The sequence below is a fragment of the Tateyamaria sp. genome (assembly GCF_039945315.1).
In the GTDB taxonomy this organism is placed as follows: domain Bacteria; phylum Pseudomonadota; class Alphaproteobacteria; order Rhodobacterales; family Rhodobacteraceae; genus Tateyamaria.
In genome coordinates this window covers 168,776-184,070 of the sequence record NZ_JBDUXB010000006.1, presented here as the reverse complement: position 1 = coordinate 184,070, position 15,295 = coordinate 168,776, and the positions used below count along the sequence as shown (strand labels likewise).

Sequence of the window (15,295 nt, the reverse complement as noted above, 5' to 3'; positions counted from 1 at the left end):
GATAGCCTTAGCTGGCGCGGCGCTCAAGGGCGTCGGCGACGAGATCGATGAAATCCGCTTCACCTTTGAGAGAGGCGACTTCGTCCGCCGTGACGCTGACACCCCAACGCTCCATCGCCTCATAGCGGGGTTGGCGGTGCGCCAATGCGCGCGCGTACGTCCAGCGAACAAAGGCGTCTGGATCGACCTTGTCCTCGCCGAGGCCGGTTTCGCCCAGATAAGTGTCCCAGCAGTTCAATAGGAACTCGGGCTGATAGGCCATGGGCTTGGGGGCCTTGTCGAACCGTGCGATCAGCGCTTGGGTATGGGCGGCATCCCCCTTGATCCAAAGCGGCAGGCAGGTGCGCGACAGATGGGTCAGCAGGGGGTCGTTGTCGTCAGAAGCGTCCACCCATTCACAGATTGACCCGCCGGTGTCACAGATAAAGTGCGGATAGCCATAAAGCGCCTGCGCCCGGTCTGCGAAATAGCTGGTGTCGTTCAGGGCGGACAGTTCTGATTGGTGGAACTGTTCTTGACGGCGACGATATTCCGCGATGGGCAGTCCACCTTTTTCCGGATCGCCGGGTTTGCCCAGATAGGTGGACACAGGGGACAGGTTATCGAATGTGATGTTTGAGCCGATATAGATGCTGTCAGACATCAGTAAAGACCGCAAAAACGGCACCTTCATGGCTTCGGCCTTGGCGTTGTCGGCGATCAGCTCGCCCATATAACGCGTGCCGATCCGGTAATCGATAGAGTAGTGGAACCAGTGGCCGGAGGCGCGCACGATGCTTGACATGTGCGTCTTGCCCAGACCTGACATGCCATAGACCAACACGCGCTTTTGCGCGGCGGCGCGCCAGTCATCGGCACTGCGATAAAGCATGATCGTGGTTCCTGTTCGCTTCGGTTCGCGCCGTGGTAACGATGTGCCTGCTAGCGGTCAACACGACCATCCCCCAGACGCTCAGCGCGTGCTGCGCACCCATGCCCAAAGTCGACCGTCCAGAATGGCAAGACCAAGGGCCAGCAAGGCAAAGCCGACAAAGGCATTCGGCCCCAAAGCCTCACTTCGCACCAACGCGCCGAGGGCAATGGCCACAGGCGGGATCAGCAGGGTGACGAGCATCAGATTGCCTGAGCCCGCCAATGCCAACACTCGGTAATAGAGCAGGTAGGCACCTGCCGTGGCGATGAAAGCATAGTATCCAATGGCGAGCAGCGTCGGTGTCGCCAGATCAAGGCTGATTGGTCCGTCAACGATCCACGCGAGTGGTAGGATGATCAGCGTAGACCCGGTCAGCATACCTGCGGCGGCGACCTGAGGGGCAAGCCCACCCAGAAAATGGCGCGCCCAAACGCTTGCCAGAGCGTAGGACACTGTGCCGGCAAGAATGGCGAGCTGTGCAAGGCTTTGCAGATCAAAGCTGCGAAAATTATCGAGGCCGATGGCGGTCGCGACCCCCAAAAAACCCAAGGTCACCCCAATGGCCTTACGCGTGGTGATCCGCTCATCCGCAAAAAACAGGGCGGCTGCAATCACCCCGAAAATGGCGGTCGCTCCGTTCAAGATCGAGGTCAGGCCCGTTTCAATGTAAAGCTGCCCCCACGCCATCAGACCAAACGGGATCACGTTGTTAAGCAGCCCCATGCCCAGAAAACCCAACCAGATGCGCGGGTCGCGGGGCAGGGGCAGACGCATCACAGCCACCACGGCCCAAAGTGCCAGCATCGCCCATCCGGTACGGTGGGCAACAGAAGTCAGAGGGGGCACCTCATCCAGCGCCACCCGGATGGCCAGAAAGGATGCGCCCCATACCGTGGCCAGCAAGATCATCTCGGCCCAAGCACGGCCTGTCATCGTCTTTTGTGGTGTCATGTGAGAAGTAGTGTCAGCTGCGCTGAGTAGGTGCCACCCGAATGCTGCGCAAAGAAAAACCCCCGCGGCGTTAGCTGCAGGGGTTTGGTCATTTTCAAGACGGAATGGATCAGAAGTTGTAACCGATCTTGATGCCGAACGCTATTGCGTCGTTGTCTTCAAAAATACCGCCAGGCACCGCTCCGCCGACGCGTGTATTTGCATCACCGATGTCGATAAACCGAACACCAGTTGTGACTTTCATATTGCCTTTTGTGTAGATCGCAGACAGCGCCACACTGGTAAAGCCATCAGTCGGGCCTAGGTTCCCTGTGGGCGATCCTGTGGTTTCTTCGTAGCTGACTGATCCTGCAACGGACCACTGATCATTCAACCTGCGGCCCAAGCCCAGCGTCCATGTGATCCGATCATCGTCAAAAAATACCAGCGGCGATCCAACCAAGGCAACATATTGCTCCGGTGCGATTTCGAACGAGGACCACTCGACCCAGCGCACCGAACCGAACAGAAGCGTGTCCTTGGCGATCCCGGATTGGAAATCCAGCGTCAGCGATTGCGGTGTTTCGATCTTCGTAGTTGACGCAACACCGCTTCCCAAAACGCTGCTTTCGATGGTGTCAAGTTCGTGCTCGATGGAGGACTGGTAAGTCAGCGAGACGCGCATCGCAATTTCGGGCATCTCGTAAGACGCACCAACGAGGTAGCCAACTGCGCCGTCGCTGTCGGCGTTTGCTTCATAAGGTGGAGTCACACCCGGCACCGCCGTAACGAACGGCACGACAGCCGCGGCTGAGATAACTTGGTACCGCAGCCCGCCGTAAACACTGAATTGGTTTGGCATCTTGTATCGCAAAACCGCGGTCAGTGCGTCGGAATCAAAAAACGCCGTTGAACCCTGAGCGAAGTATCCGGTACCGGTGGGATAATCTACGTCCGCGCCATAGGGCTGGTCATAGATCAATGAATACGAAAACTTTTCGTTGATGTCCGCTTTGTACGCGAAACCAAACTGGTTGTAGCTGGGCGTCAAGTCACCCGATTGGGCGCCTGGCGTGACCAAACCACCTACACCCGAGGTGTCTGGGCTAATATGCGCATAGCTAAATTCAAGATAGCGGCCGTTCTCGAACAGTGGCGCGACTGATTGATTGGTGCGTTCCACTCCTGCTGCCGACGCTGCTGTAGCACCCAGTAAAACGGCGGACGTCGCCAAAATATACGTTTTCATTTACTTCCTCCCAAAGCGCGAAATCTGTTTTGAGTGGGTACGCGCTGGGTGTGCATAAGCTATTTTCAAGGGGGGTGCGTCAATAATGACCCTAGGGCACAAACCGACTTGTGACGGAGCGTCATAAATTTGTGACGCCGCCGCTGCAATCCTAATTGCGACGGGTTTCAACCCAAAGGTTCAGGTAGTTTCCGGCAAAGATGATCAGTGCGCCAACGAACACCCAGATATCGATTGCTTCGTTGTAAGCCAGCATTCCGATCACGGCTATCGTGGGCAAGCGGATAAAGTCGATAGGCACCACGACTGTGGCTGGTGCAATCGCCAGAGCATTAGTCAGGCAGTAGTGGGCCAGCAGACCTGCGCAACCAATCAGGAAGACCCATGGCGTCGTTTGCGCATTCGGCAAGGCGACATCTCCGTCCCAGCTCGCCATCACAACCCCCATCACCAGTTGCATTACGGTCAGCCAGAACAAGATCGACGTGATTCCCTCTGTTCGCGTAAGCCTTTTAGTCAGCATGATGGTAAGTGCAAAAAAGATGGCACTGGAGGCGGCCGTAATGACGCCAGCGTTCAGCCCGGCCATGTCAGGGCGTGCCACGATCAGGATACCAATGAACCCCATGATCGCCGCAAAGCCGCGCACGAGTGTCAAACGCTCGCCCAAGACCAATGGGCTTAGCACGATGACCCATATGGGCGATGTGAACTCAAGCGCAAATACCTGCGCGAGTGGGATGACCGTTACGGCGTAGAACCACAAGTTCTGGCCAGTGAAATGGGCCAAGTTTCGCATGGTATGCGTGCCAAGACGCTCCGTTTTGATGGACCGCCAAGCGCCCGTTGCACCTGCCAATGCACAGACGATGATCACCCCGACCATGCTGCGATACATCATGATTTCAAATGTATCGAGATCGCCTGATACTTCGCGCCCGGCCACGGCCATGCAGGAGAACGAGGCGATAGACCCCGTCATCCAAAGGGCAGCCTTCAAGACCTGAGGCGTAGAAGCAGCATTTTGGACTGAACTCATTGATGGTTCCTGTTCGCACTTTGCGAACCGGTCCAACCGTCGCGGGCGGACTGTGCGGTGATGTTTGCTAAACTGCAACCGGGGTGGCGCACAAACACAACCGGTTTAAAATTTGGATGGCGTCAACGGCGACGTCATTCCCACTCAATGGTACCAGGAGGCTTGGAGGTGATGTCATATGTCACGCGGTTGATTCCTGGCACTTCATTGATGATCCGGGTTGCCGTTTCGCCAAGGAAGTCGTGGCTGAACGGATAGTAGTCCGCCGTCATCCCATCCACGGATGTGACGGCCCTAAGGGCACAGGCATAGTCGTAGGTGCGCCCATCGCCCATCACCCCGACAGTGCGCACAGGCAGGATGGCAACAAAAGCCTGCCAAATATCGTCGTAAAGGCCATGCGCGCGGATCTGGTCGATGTAAACGGCATCAGCTTCGCGCAGAATTTCAAGTTTCGCCCGGGTGATCTCTCCGGGGCAACGGATCGCAAGGCCTGGACCCGGGAAAGGGTGGCGCCCGATGAAGGATGCAGGCAGACCCAATTCACGGCCCAATGCGCGCACCTCGTCTTTGAAAAGCTCACGCAGGGGTTCGACCAGTTTCAAACCCATCTTTTCGGGCAAACCGCCCACATTGTGGTGAGATTTAATGGTGACCGAAGGCCCGCCAGAAAACGAAACCGATTCGATGACGTCTGGATAGAGGGTCCCCTGAGCCAGAAACTCTGCCCCTTCGATCTGGTCTGCGTATTTCTGGAACACGTCGATGAACAGGCGCCCAATGATTTTGCGCTTGGTTTCCGGGTCAGACACGCCATCAAGTTCGCCAAGAAACAGGTCTGCCTCATTGGCGTGGATGACCGACAGGTTCATGTTGTCGCGGAACATGCCCACGACCTCGGCGGCCTCGTCTTTGCGCAGTAGGCCGTGGTCTACAAAAACACAGGTGAGTTGATCGCCTACCGCCTCGTGGATCAATGCCGCAGCGACAGAACTGTCCACGCCACCTGACAAAGCACAGATCACGTTCTTGTCGCCGATCTGGTCCCTTATTTTCTGGATCGCTTCCTCGCGATAGGCACCCATGGTCCAGTCGCCTTTGAACCCTGCCAGACGCACGAAGTTTTCATATAGCTTGGCACCGCGCGGAGTGTGATGCACTTCGGGGTGGAACTGTACGGCATAGAAGTGTCGGATCGTGTCCGCCGTTACTGCGTAAGGCGCATTGGGAGAGGTTCCATAGACCTCAAACCCCGGTGCAAGCTTTGACACATGATCGCCATGGCTCATCCAGACTTGTTCGCGACCCTCGTCAAACCAGCCGTTAAGCAGATCAAGGTCACTTGCCGGGGTCACAAAGGCCCGTCCAAATTCTGCAGTGCCGCCGCCGCCCGATATCTTGCCGCCCAGCACCTCACCACCCAATTGCTGCATCATGACCTGCTGGCCGTAACAGATGCCGAGGATGGGCAGGCCGAGGCCAAAGATTCCTTCGGGTGCGCGGGGTGAGCCGGGACGAGTCACACTGTCCGGTCCGCCGGATAGAATTATCGCGCGCGGTGCCATCGCAGTCACAAAATCCATTGTGACGTTCTGGTAGGGGTGAATTTCGCAATAGACATTCAATTCGCGCAAGCGCCGCGCGATTAGCTGCGTCACCTGGCTGCCGAAGTCGATGATGAGGAGGCGGTCATGAATCTGGTCTGTCATGCCCGTGCAATAGGCGCGGGGGGAGCAGGTGGCAAGCGTTGGACAGGAGTTCCCCCCAGACCTCGCTGTATTTTTGGTCAGAAGAAACGGGGATGTCGCTTTTTTCCCTCGTGCGGCGCTTATTGCGCGTTTGAAAGGGCCGGATCGGGTAAGCCCAACTGCACCGGATGACCGCGATGAGGGGATGGACACATGGCTGAGGCGACAGCACCGAGCAGACGCGCCCGTGGTGGCGGAGGGGCGGCACGCCGTGCGGCGCGCAGTGCCGTGTCTTTTGAGACTGCCCGCTACATAGAGCGCAACATCCCAAATTACGAAGTGCTCACAACCGAAGCTCTCGAGGTGATCGAGCACAATGCAGAGACGATTCTGGAAGAGATCGGTGTTAACTTCCCGGACAACCCTGCTGCTATCAAGCGCTGGGCGGATGCCGGAGCAGACATTGAAGGCGACCGCGTCCGCATCCCTCGTGGTCTGGCCCGTCAGCTCTGCGCCACCGCCCCCAGCAGTTACACCCAGCATGCGCGCAACCCCGAACGCAGTGTTGTGGTGGGCGGCAATAACCTTGTGCTCGCCCCTGTTTACGGGCCGCCCTTTGTGCGCGATGCCGCTGGCGGTCGCCGCTATGCAACGATGGAAGATTTCCGCAACTTCGTGAAGCTTGGCTACATGTCGAAGTGGTTGCATCACTCCGGAGGCACGGTTTGCGAGCCGACCGACGTTGCAGTGAACAAACGCCATCTCGATATGCTGCACGCCCATATGACTTTGTCGGACAAGCCGTACATGGGGTCTGTCACTGAACCCAGCCGGGCGCAGGACTCGGTCGAGATGTCCGAGATATTGTTTGGTAAGGAATTTGTCGCTGAAAACGCGGTCATGACTTCACTGATCAACATCAACTCGCCCATGACGTTTGACGATGTGATGATGGGCGCGCTGGAGGTCTATGCGCAGGCCGGGCAGGGCTGCATTATTTCGCCATTTATTGTTGGCGGCGCTATGGCGCCTGTGTCAGTTGCGGGCACGCTGACTCAAGTGCTGGCCGAAGTGTTGGCGGGTATCGCATATTCACAACTGTGCAAAGCCGGGGCACCGGTGATTTTTGGGGCCTTTGTGACCTCGATCGACATGAATTCTGGAGCGCCCACCTTTGGTACGCCAGAAGCAGCACATATCACCTATGGCGCTGGGCAACTGGCTCGGCGATTGGGTTTGCCATTCCGATCTGCGGGGTCGTTTTGTGGTTCAAAGCTGCCGGATGCGCAGGCAGCCTATGAAACCGCTAACTCGCTCAACATGGGATTGTTGGCAGGCGTGAATTTCATGCTTCATTCTTGCGGCTGGCTCGAAGGGGGGCTGGTCAGTTCATACGAGAAATTCGTGATGGATGCTGATCAGCTTGGCACACTGCATCATCTGGCAGCGGGTGTGCAAATGGATCAAAACGCCCAAGCGATGGATGCGATACGGGAAGTTGGCCCGGGCGGGCACTATCTGGGATGTGCCCATACGCAAGAGAACTTCAAATCCGCGTTCTGGAAATCTGATGTGTTGGATTACAAGCCTTTTGAAACATGGGCCGATGAGGGCGCGCGCGATACGCAAGCCCTGGCCACTGCACGCGTTGCCAAACTATTGAGCGACTATCAGCAACCGGCCATGGAACCCGCAACGCGCGAGGCGCTGGACGCTTATGTCGTGCAAAAGAAAGAAGCAGAGCCCGACAGCTTTATGTAGTCCTGTCAGGCTGCAGGGGCATCAACCTGTGCGGCACGCAGGATCCGCCCTTCGCCGACTATGGCGATCAAAACATCTATGTGGCGCAACAGGCTGTAGGACGAGTCTTCGCCGAGGCGCAGCGCGTTTAACTCACCTTCAATTTCCATCAGGCGCATCAGCGCATTGCCATGGCGTGGCAATTGCCCATAGCCAAGCAGGCGCGGCAAATGGGCTGCGCGGCGATAGTCTTCTGCTCCGATTCGAGCGGCGCGGATCAGAAGGCGTGGGCGGTGCAGCGCGTTCAGCATCGACAGGATATCTTGCATTTTCCAGTACTCCTTGAGTGTCTGCCGGCCTGATCCCCATCATGCTGGCATCTGCACTATCACACAACCTAAGCGGGTGTTGCGTAGATTCCGACGCCGCCGCGCGTTCGTTTAGCAACTGTTTATCTTTTGGAAACAATGCTGCGTACATCGACGAATATTAACGAATGGGTAATCAGTACACTCTTAGGTTGTGTGGATAGCTTGTGGACAACTTCGGCATTAAGACCGCGCCACGCTGATATTGAGGACGGAAAACAACGGATGCAATCAAACGATGGATCTCCTCCCGTGCTTGCGGGATTGCCAAGATGGGTGCCGGACGCTGCTATCCATTATCTGGCCCATACAGAAGCCGGTTTGCCGATCCGCGAACTGGCCCGAAAATCGGGATGCCATGCGTCTACCGTCCTGCGTCAGATCCGCAGATACGAAACACGCCGCGATGATCCGCTGATCGACGCCGTGCTTCGTAAACTGGGTGCACGGGTGACCATTCGAACTTCGAAGAATGCCCAAAAGCAGAAAAAGGAAGTGGATCCGATGAGACTTGCGATCAAGGATCAAGGCCCTGACGCCACTACACTGACACGCGATGCGCGCCGCATCCTGCGCCGTCTTTGTGAAACGGGTGCCGTATTGGCCGTAGCTGTAGACATGGAAAAAGCCGTCGTGGTGCGAGACGGTGCCACAGGGTCCAGCACACGCACGGCTGTGGTGGACCGCAAGGTAGCCGAAGCAATGGCATTGCAGGAGTGGATCAGTGCGGACGTGTCCGGGCGCATCACCCGCTACAAGATTACGTCAGCCGGACGGACAGCTCTTGCCGAAATGATGGAGGGGGAAGGCGCCGGGGCATCCGGCATGGCCGAAGCCCCGGCGGAATTTGCGGACCAGCATCGGGTCTGGGGCGAGCGCACGATACGGGACAATGAAACCGGTCAATCGCGCAAGGTGCGCTACAACCTGGCGGAATCGCCACTGACGTCCTTGGCCCGCAGGCGGGACAAGGACGGGGCCGTGTTCCTTACGGATGATCTGGTCAGCGCGGGTGAACGTCTGCGTGAGGATTTTGAATTGGCCCAGATGGGGCCGCGTGTTGCGCAGAACTGGGATCGATTTCTAACCGCAGGTGGGCGCGGCAGTTTTGCTGCCGACAGTGGGGTGTGCAATGGACCCGAGCGGGCGCGTAGACGTGTGGCATTTGTCCTCAAAGACCTTGGCCCGGGTCTGTCCGATGTTGTGCTGCGGTGCTGCTGCTACCTTGAAGGGCTTGAAGCGGCGGAGAAGAAGTTAGGCTGGTCGGCGCGTTCGGGCAAAATCGTGCTTCGCATCGCGTTGATGCGGCTCAAGCAACACTATGACGAAACCACAGGGCCGGGGGGCGGCCTGATCGGCTGATCAACTTTTCGGTCTGACAGAAATGGCGCTGCGATCCCTCCCTCTCAGCGCCATTTTTTTGTTTGGGGTTCTGGGACCGGGGCGCTACCCCAGACCGCATGGTACTTGTTGTCAGAAGACACATGGTGGCTTTGGGCCAAGTGCGCATTGCATAGCGGGGTTGTGCCATGTGGTGTTCATTGGCTGCGTGCCTATGTTAAGATGCGGACAGCAACTCACCCACAAGGCACAGCACATGCGCGATCTGAAAATTCCTGAACAGCGCCACCCCGAAAAAGCGCGCCGCCCGGACAACCCGCAGCCCAAGAAGCCCGACTGGATTCGCGTCAAAGCCCCCGGCGGTGAAGGATACGCTGAAACCGCAAGGATCATGCGTGACAACAAGCTGGTGACAGTGTGCGAAGAAGCCGGGTGTCCGAATGTGGGTGAATGCTGGTCGCAGGGGCACGCCACCATGATGATCATGGGCGAGGTTTGCACCCGGGCCTGTACCTTCTGCAACATTGCCACCGGCAAACCGCCGGAGGACCTTGACGCGTTTGAGCCGGGGCGCGTGGCGCATGCCGTCGAAAAGCTGGGTCTGAACCACGTTGTTATCACGTCTGTGGATCGTGACGACGTCGAAGACGGCGGTGCAGACCACTTTGCCCAAACCATCCGTGCGATTCGCCACCGCAGCCCCGCCACGACGATCGAGATTTTGACACCAGACTTTATTCGCTGTGACCCATCCGTTTTGGAGATTGTGGTCGAGGCCCGTCCGGATGTTTTTAACCACAACCTTGAAACGGTGCCCGGCCTTTATCCAGAGGTCCGCCCCGGTGCGCGCTATTTCCACTCGCTGCGCCTGTTGCAACGGGTAAAAGAGCTGGATCCATCGATGTTCACCAAATCCGGTATCATGGTTGGCCTTGGCGAAGACCGCCAGTCTGTCGTTCAGGTGATGCAGGACATGCGCGCCGCCGATATCGATTTCCTCACGATCGGCCAGTACCTGCAACCAACTCCCAAGCATCACCGAGTGGACCGCTTCGTGCATCCAGACGAATTCGCCTCTTACGAAAAAGCGGCTTACGGCAAAGGGTTCCTGATGGTTTCGGCTACGCCTTTGACCCGGTCGTCTTACCACGCGGGCGATGACTTTGCCCGATTGCGTGCGGCCCGGCAGGCTAAACTGGCCTAAGCTGGCGTTTAGGGGACAGCAGGCAGTGCTTTGACATAGGCCGCGATGGCGGCTCTGTCCGTCTCGGGCAGGCGGCTGAGGTTTTCAACGACCTCGGCCATTTTACCTCCCGCACTGTCGTAGTCCGGGGTGAAGCCCGAGGTGAAATACTCAACCAGATCGCCTTCACTCCACTCCAAAGCAGCGGGCGTGATGTTCGGAATCGTTCCCTTGCCCGACGGATTCGGAGCCCCGGCCATCCAACGAGATCGATCAAGGCCGCCAACGGCGTTGCGCGGCGTGTGGCATTCGGTGCAATGGCCAAGCGCTTCGACCATATACCGCCCGCGCGCCAGCGTTTCGGTGTCTGCTGCCATGACGTAATTGTCGCTCACAAACGCCAGTTTCCAAAGGCCCAGTCCGCGCCGGATATTGAAAGGAAAGCCGACATCATGGGCGCGCGATGGTGTCGCGTCGCCGGGCAGGGTTTGTATGTAAGCAAATAGGTTTGCTACATCTGCCGCCGTCATGTGTTGGTATGCGGAATAGGGAAAGGCGGGGTAGTAATGCTGGCCCTGAGGCGAGACACCCACGGTGACAGCACGGGCAAACTCATCTAGGCTCCAACCGCCCAAACCAGCAGTTTGATCAGAAGAAATGTTGGGAGCGTAGAAGGTGCCAAAATCGCTGGCAAAGACCTGACCACCAGCCAGCACGGGCAGGCCGTCAGTTTCTGAGCCGGGAGATGTGTGGCACGATGCGCAGCCCGCGGCCGCAAAGATCAACGCACCTGCCTCCGGATTCGCCGCGGTATTCGCGGTAAATCCATCAGGTATATTACCAGGTCGCGTCAGGAACAGCCCGATGGCCACACCCAACACAACAAGCGCGATCAGAGTTCTGACGATGCGGCGCACTGCAGCCTCAGTTGCGCGGGCCGCGATACGGCTTGTGGCAATCCCCGCATGTCCCGCCAAGGGCCTGCATTTGACCACGCAGGGCCTCCAGATCAGTGCCCGCGGCCGTCACCATGGCAGCAGCTGCAGTTTCGAACGCGATCGCTTGCGCTTCGAATCCAGCTGAATCGGACCAGATTTCGGCCTTAGCACGAGATCCCGCTACTGCACCTTGTTCTGACCCTTCCAGATAAAGCACGATCCGCGACATCGCCGCGCCGGCCTGCAAGTTTTCGGCAGCCGCTGTTGCAAGGGCCGCATCATAGGGTGCTTCGCCTTTGGCCATGCTGCCCAAAACGCCCATATGATAGCCGATCATACTCATATTTGCGTTTCTTGCTTTTGCAGCCGCCTCAAGGGCCTTGCTGGAGTGTCCGTCCGACAAAACGGGGGCCGCAAGGGATGAGGCGACTAAGGTGAGAACGGAAAGGCTGAATGGGCGCATTTTGAGAAACTCCTGAATGACTGTGCGACAAAGTGTAGCGCGAATGTGTGCGGAGCCCATGTCACAATTTCATGATACAATCCTGCACAGCGCCTTAGGTAAACCGAACCTTGCCAATGTAAGGCAGATTACGGTTTCTCTGAGCAAAGTCGATGCCATAGCCCACAACAAATTCATCTGGGATTTCAAAGCCTATCCAGTCCGAGCTAACGTCGACTTCGCGGCGGCTTGGTTTGTCGAGCAGCGCAATGCTGCGCAGCTTGGCGGGTTTGCGCCCCTTAAGCAGTCGTATCACGTGGCTCATCGTGTACCCGGTGTCGACAATATCTTCGACCACTAACACATCGCGCCCTTCAATTGTGCCGCGCAAGTCTTTGAGAATGCGTACTTCCCGACTACTTTCCATGCCGTCGCCATAAGAAGAGGTTTCAAGAAAATCGACCTCGATTGGCAGGTCCAGCTCGCGCACCAGATCAGCAATAAACACGAATGATCCGCGCAACAGACCGACCACAATCAACTTGTCTGTGCCGGAAAACTCAGCCTCAATATCCATGCACAACGCTTCGATCCGCGCGGCGATGGCCTTGGCCGAGATCATCTTGTCTATGACATATGGCCGCTCTGTCATGGTCATCCCCTTGATTTCACGCCGCAACCGGGACACATCGGTCGCAACTTTTTCCTTCGAGGTCTTGTGTAACCCGATGCCTACGCATTCCGAAACCCGGCTTTTGCCATATACACCCGAACAAATGTACGCGCTGGTGGCGGATGTGCCGTCTTATCCGGAGTTCTTACCATGGTGTTCTGCCGCAAGAGTACGCAAGGTGACCTCGGTCGGGGACAGTGAAGTCATGGAAGCGGATCTAGTGATCAGCTTCAAAGTGTTTCGTGAACGCTTTGGCAGCCGGGTCGTTCTGTGGCCAGATTTGCACAAGATCGACACAGAATATCTGGATGGCCCATTCCGGTACATGCGGTCGAATTGGTCGTTTTCGCCTGCCGATGGGGGGTGCAACGTGTCTTTCTTTGTCGATTTTGAATTCAAGAACGCGATTCTTCAGGGAATCATTGGCGTGGTGTTCAACGAGGCGATGCAGCGGATTGTGCGGGCGTTTGAGCGGCGCGCAGCGGCGCTCTACGGATAGTGCGGTCCGGCGCGTTTCCCTAAAGGGATTGCAGTCGTTTCAGCAAAAGTGTCAGCGCGTGATCCTTGGCTGCCGCACGTACGACTGCACGACCTGGCGCACCAAACTCGACGGTTTCGCTGACGACGCCAGTTTTGTCTGCAATCCCGAAACACACGCGCCCTTCTGGTTTGAATTCGGACCCGCCGGGGCCTGCGATGCCGGTGATAGAAACCGTCAGGTCAACAGGCGCGCGTGTCAGTGCGCCTGCGGCCATCTCGCGCGCAACTTCTTCGCTAACAGCACCATGCGTGTCGAGTGTCGCCGGGGAGACACCTAGCATATCAATCTTGGCTTGGTTCGTGTAGGTGACAAAACCGCGTTCGACCACGTCCGACGAGCCGGGTATGTCCGTCAACGCAGCGGCCACCATGCCCCCTGTACAGCTTTCTGCGGTAGCAATCATGACCGCACGTTCTTTTGCTGCATCAAGAACTTGCGTGGAAAGGCTCATCTTAACACCAGTTCATGCACAAGGACCGCAAGTACCACCACACCCATGGCGGCAAACACACCCGCAATCACATCATCCAGCATCACCCCCAGCGCATCGCCGCGCCGGTCTGCGCGCCCGACCCAAAGCGGTTTCCAGATGTCAAAGAGCCGAAACAAAGCAAAAGCCGCGATCCAGCCGGGCCACATCACCAGAATATCCATCCCACGGTCCCACGCCGCATAGCTGAGTGGAGCAAGTGCGATCCACTGGCCGACCACTTCGTCAATAACGATCTCGGATGGGTCGTGATCTGTTTTGCCAGCCGTCATTTGGATGGTGGCCCACCATCCAAGGGCAAAAGCCACAAATCCAGCCACCAAAAGCAAGGGAAAACCACCGAGAGCGTGGAGGCCCCAGCCCAATGGCAAGGCAACGGCCGACCCCCATGTGCCGGGGGCAGGACGCAGATGACCAGCGCCACCCACCGTTCCGATCAGATGCGCGATCATGGGCGCACCAGCGCGGCTGTGGCGATGCAGGCGATCCCTTCGCCCCGACCGGTAAAACCGAGCCGTTCGGACGTGGTGGCCTTAACCGAAACGCGCGCCTCTTTCAGCTCCATGATATCGGCCATGACGCTGCGCATACGGTCGGAATGCGGCCCGACCTTGGGGAACTCACAGATCACGGTGCAGTCAATGTTGGAAATTTCGAACCCCATGTCCCGGGCCAGATTGACCGCATGGGTTAGGAAAATATGGCTTTCAGCGCCTTTCCATTGCGGATCAGAGGGCGGAAAATGCTGGCCAATGTCACCTTTTGCCAGCGCGCCATAGATGGCGTCCGTCACCGTGTGCATACCCACATCAGCATCCGAATGGCCAACGAGGCCGTGACTGTGAGGGATATTGACGCCACACAGCGTGACGTGGTCGCCGGGGCCAAAGGCGTGCACGTCAAATCCATTGCCCAGTCTAATGTCCATCACGTCCTCGCAATATTTGATCGGCCCGCGCGAAATCTTCCGCATGGGTGATCTTTAGATTGTCTTCATCTCCCGGCACGATGGCAACGTCCAGCCCATAGGCGCGCGCCACTTGGACATCGTCGGCAGCACCTCCGGGGTGGGCTGCATGTGCGGCGATAATTGATTCCAGATCAAACCCTTGCGGTGTTTGCGCGCGATAAAGGCCCGAGCGGTCCATTGTCCCTGTGACGTGGCCTTCGGACCCAGTCCATAGGGCGTCCGTCACTGCGAGTGCCGGAGCCGCGCCGGTTTGCTGGCCCAAGGAGTCGATCACCCGCGAGATCAGGGCGTGAGTGATCAAAGGACGCGCAACGTCGTGGATCAGGACCAAGGGGGCATCAGTGACCGCGGCCAGTCCATTTTTGACGGACGCTGTTCGGTCGTTGCCACCGGTCACAGTGATCGTATTTGCATTCAGATAGGGATTGGCCCGCTGTGCGTCATCGGCGTGTAGAACAAGTACAACTTGCTCTATGCTTGGATGGCTCTGGAACGCAGCCAAAGTGTGGGCCAGCACTGGCTTTCCACATAGGTTCTGCCATTGCTTGGGCTCTGTTCCACCGGCGCGGACCCCGCGCCCGGCAGCCACGATGACTGCTGCGGCCTTGCTCATCTTTCGCTCATTAAAACCATGCTAAAATCTCTAGGTGCTATGACAGGTACTGTCCATGCTCAGCAAATGTGCCTAAATAATGTGCAGATGCGCTAAGTGGTGGCACTGAATGGCTTTGGCCGCATTGAGAATGCGTTGGCGCTGCTATAGCTCAAGTTGACCGCACAAGGATTAGGC

At 57.5% G+C, this 15,295-nt stretch carries 15 protein-coding genes and 1 pseudogene; 4 read left to right on the top strand and 12 right to left on the bottom strand.

The genetic code is table 11. The features are described from left to right. Window positions 1-7 precede the first annotated feature (7 nt). The 5 genes from ABJD00_RS02915 to guaA all read right to left on the bottom strand — a co-directional run bounded on the left by ABJD00_RS02915 (window position 8) and on the right by guaA (window position 5,840). On the bottom strand, window positions 8-871 hold the full coding sequence (locus ABJD00_RS02915) for an ATPase (protein ID WP_413829303.1): 864 nt from the start codon (window positions 869-871) through the stop codon (window positions 8-10). An 81-nt stretch (window positions 872-952) separates the two neighbouring features. Then, window positions 953-1,864 (bottom strand): DMT family transporter, encoded by a 912-nt coding sequence (locus ABJD00_RS02910; RefSeq protein ID WP_413829302.1) that lies wholly within the window; start codon window positions 1,862-1,864, stop codon window positions 953-955. Between the two features lie 109 nt (window positions 1,865-1,973). After that, a complete protein-coding gene (locus tag ABJD00_RS02905; protein ID WP_413829301.1) occupies window positions 1,974-3,092 on the bottom strand; it encodes an OmpP1/FadL family transporter in 1,119 nt (372 codons plus the stop codon). Window positions 3,093-3,243: 151 nt separating this feature from the next. Next, window positions 3,244-4,131 (bottom strand): DMT family transporter, encoded by an 888-nt coding sequence (locus ABJD00_RS02900; protein ID WP_413829300.1) that lies wholly within the window; start codon window positions 4,129-4,131, stop codon window positions 3,244-3,246. Between the two features lie 134 nt (window positions 4,132-4,265). Further along, window positions 4,266-5,840 (bottom strand): glutamine-hydrolyzing GMP synthase, encoded by a 1,575-nt coding sequence (guaA, locus tag ABJD00_RS02895; RefSeq protein WP_413829299.1) that lies wholly within the window; start codon window positions 5,838-5,840, stop codon window positions 4,266-4,268. Between the two features lie 192 nt (window positions 5,841-6,032). Here guaA and ABJD00_RS02890 point away from each other — a divergent pair, with 192 nt between their 5' ends. Beyond that, a complete protein-coding gene (locus tag ABJD00_RS02890; protein WP_413829298.1) occupies window positions 6,033-7,580 on the top strand; it encodes a trimethylamine methyltransferase family protein in 1,548 nt (515 codons plus the stop codon). Window positions 7,581-7,585: 5 nt separating this feature from the next. On the opposite strand, the gene ABJD00_RS02885 is transcribed toward ABJD00_RS02890, so the two are convergent. Then, the gene (locus ABJD00_RS02885) at window positions 7,586-7,888 is read right to left on the bottom strand and encodes a DUF6477 family protein (RefSeq protein ID WP_413829297.1); all 303 of its coding nucleotides are present in this window, start codon (window positions 7,886-7,888) and stop codon (window positions 7,586-7,588) included. Between the two features lie 264 nt (window positions 7,889-8,152). Here ABJD00_RS02885 and ABJD00_RS02880 point away from each other — a divergent pair, with 264 nt between their 5' ends. Together ABJD00_RS02880 and lipA are read left to right on the top strand one after the other, a co-directional pair. Next, complete coding sequence (locus tag ABJD00_RS02880; RefSeq protein WP_413829296.1) at window positions 8,153-9,289, top strand: DUF6456 domain-containing protein; 1,137 nt, start codon at window positions 8,153-8,155, stop codon at window positions 9,287-9,289. 235 nt (window positions 9,290-9,524) lie between these two features. After that, a complete protein-coding gene (gene lipA / locus ABJD00_RS02875) occupies window positions 9,525-10,472 on the top strand; it encodes a lipoyl synthase (RefSeq protein ID WP_413829295.1) in 948 nt (315 codons plus the stop codon). 8 nt (window positions 10,473-10,480) lie between these two features. Here the strand turns inward: lipA and ABJD00_RS02870 are convergent, their stop codons facing one another. The 3 genes from ABJD00_RS02870 to hpt form a co-directional block, all read right to left on the bottom strand. Beyond that, the gene (locus ABJD00_RS02870; RefSeq protein ID WP_413849680.1) at window positions 10,481-11,428 is read right to left on the bottom strand and encodes a c-type cytochrome; all 948 of its coding nucleotides are present in this window, start codon (window positions 11,426-11,428) and stop codon (window positions 10,481-10,483) included. Then, window positions 11,376-11,852 carry a c-type cytochrome gene (locus ABJD00_RS02865; protein ID WP_413829293.1) on the bottom strand — a complete coding sequence of 159 codons (477 nt, stop codon included), beginning with the start codon at window positions 11,850-11,852 and terminating at the stop codon, window positions 11,376-11,378. The genes ABJD00_RS02870 and ABJD00_RS02865 overlap by 53 nt, the downstream gene beginning before the upstream one ends. Window positions 11,853-11,946: 94 nt before the next feature. Beyond that, window positions 11,947-12,483 (bottom strand): hypoxanthine phosphoribosyltransferase, encoded by a 537-nt coding sequence (gene hpt, locus ABJD00_RS02860; RefSeq protein ID WP_413829292.1) that lies wholly within the window; start codon window positions 12,481-12,483, stop codon window positions 11,947-11,949. Window positions 12,484-12,559: 76 nt separating this feature from the next. Between hpt and ABJD00_RS02855 the strand changes: the two genes are divergently transcribed. Continuing rightward, window positions 12,560-13,003, top strand: a complete 444-nt coding sequence (locus ABJD00_RS02855) for a type II toxin-antitoxin system RatA family toxin (protein WP_413829641.1) — start codon at window positions 12,560-12,562, stop codon at window positions 13,001-13,003. A 19-nt stretch (window positions 13,004-13,022) separates the two neighbouring features. Here ABJD00_RS02855 and ABJD00_RS02850 read toward each other — a convergent pair whose 3' ends face one another. From ABJD00_RS02850 to ABJD00_RS02840, 3 genes and pseudogenes are all read right to left on the bottom strand, one after another. Beyond that, window positions 13,023-13,496, bottom strand: coding sequence for a CinA family protein (locus ABJD00_RS02850; protein WP_413829291.1), 474 nt, complete (start codon window positions 13,494-13,496; stop codon window positions 13,023-13,025). Further along, window positions 13,493-13,987 (bottom strand): phosphatidylglycerophosphatase A, encoded by a 495-nt coding sequence (locus ABJD00_RS02845; protein WP_413829290.1) that lies wholly within the window; start codon window positions 13,985-13,987, stop codon window positions 13,493-13,495. The genes ABJD00_RS02850 and ABJD00_RS02845 overlap by 4 nt, the downstream gene beginning before the upstream one ends. Then, window positions 13,984-15,118 (bottom strand): annotated as a pseudogene (locus ABJD00_RS02840) (bifunctional 2-C-methyl-D-erythritol 4-phosphate cytidylyltransferase/2-C-methyl-D-erythritol 2,4-cyclodiphosphate synthase). The gene ABJD00_RS02845 and the pseudogene ABJD00_RS02840 overlap by 4 nt, the downstream one beginning before the upstream one ends. Window positions 15,119-15,295 lie beyond the last annotated feature (177 nt).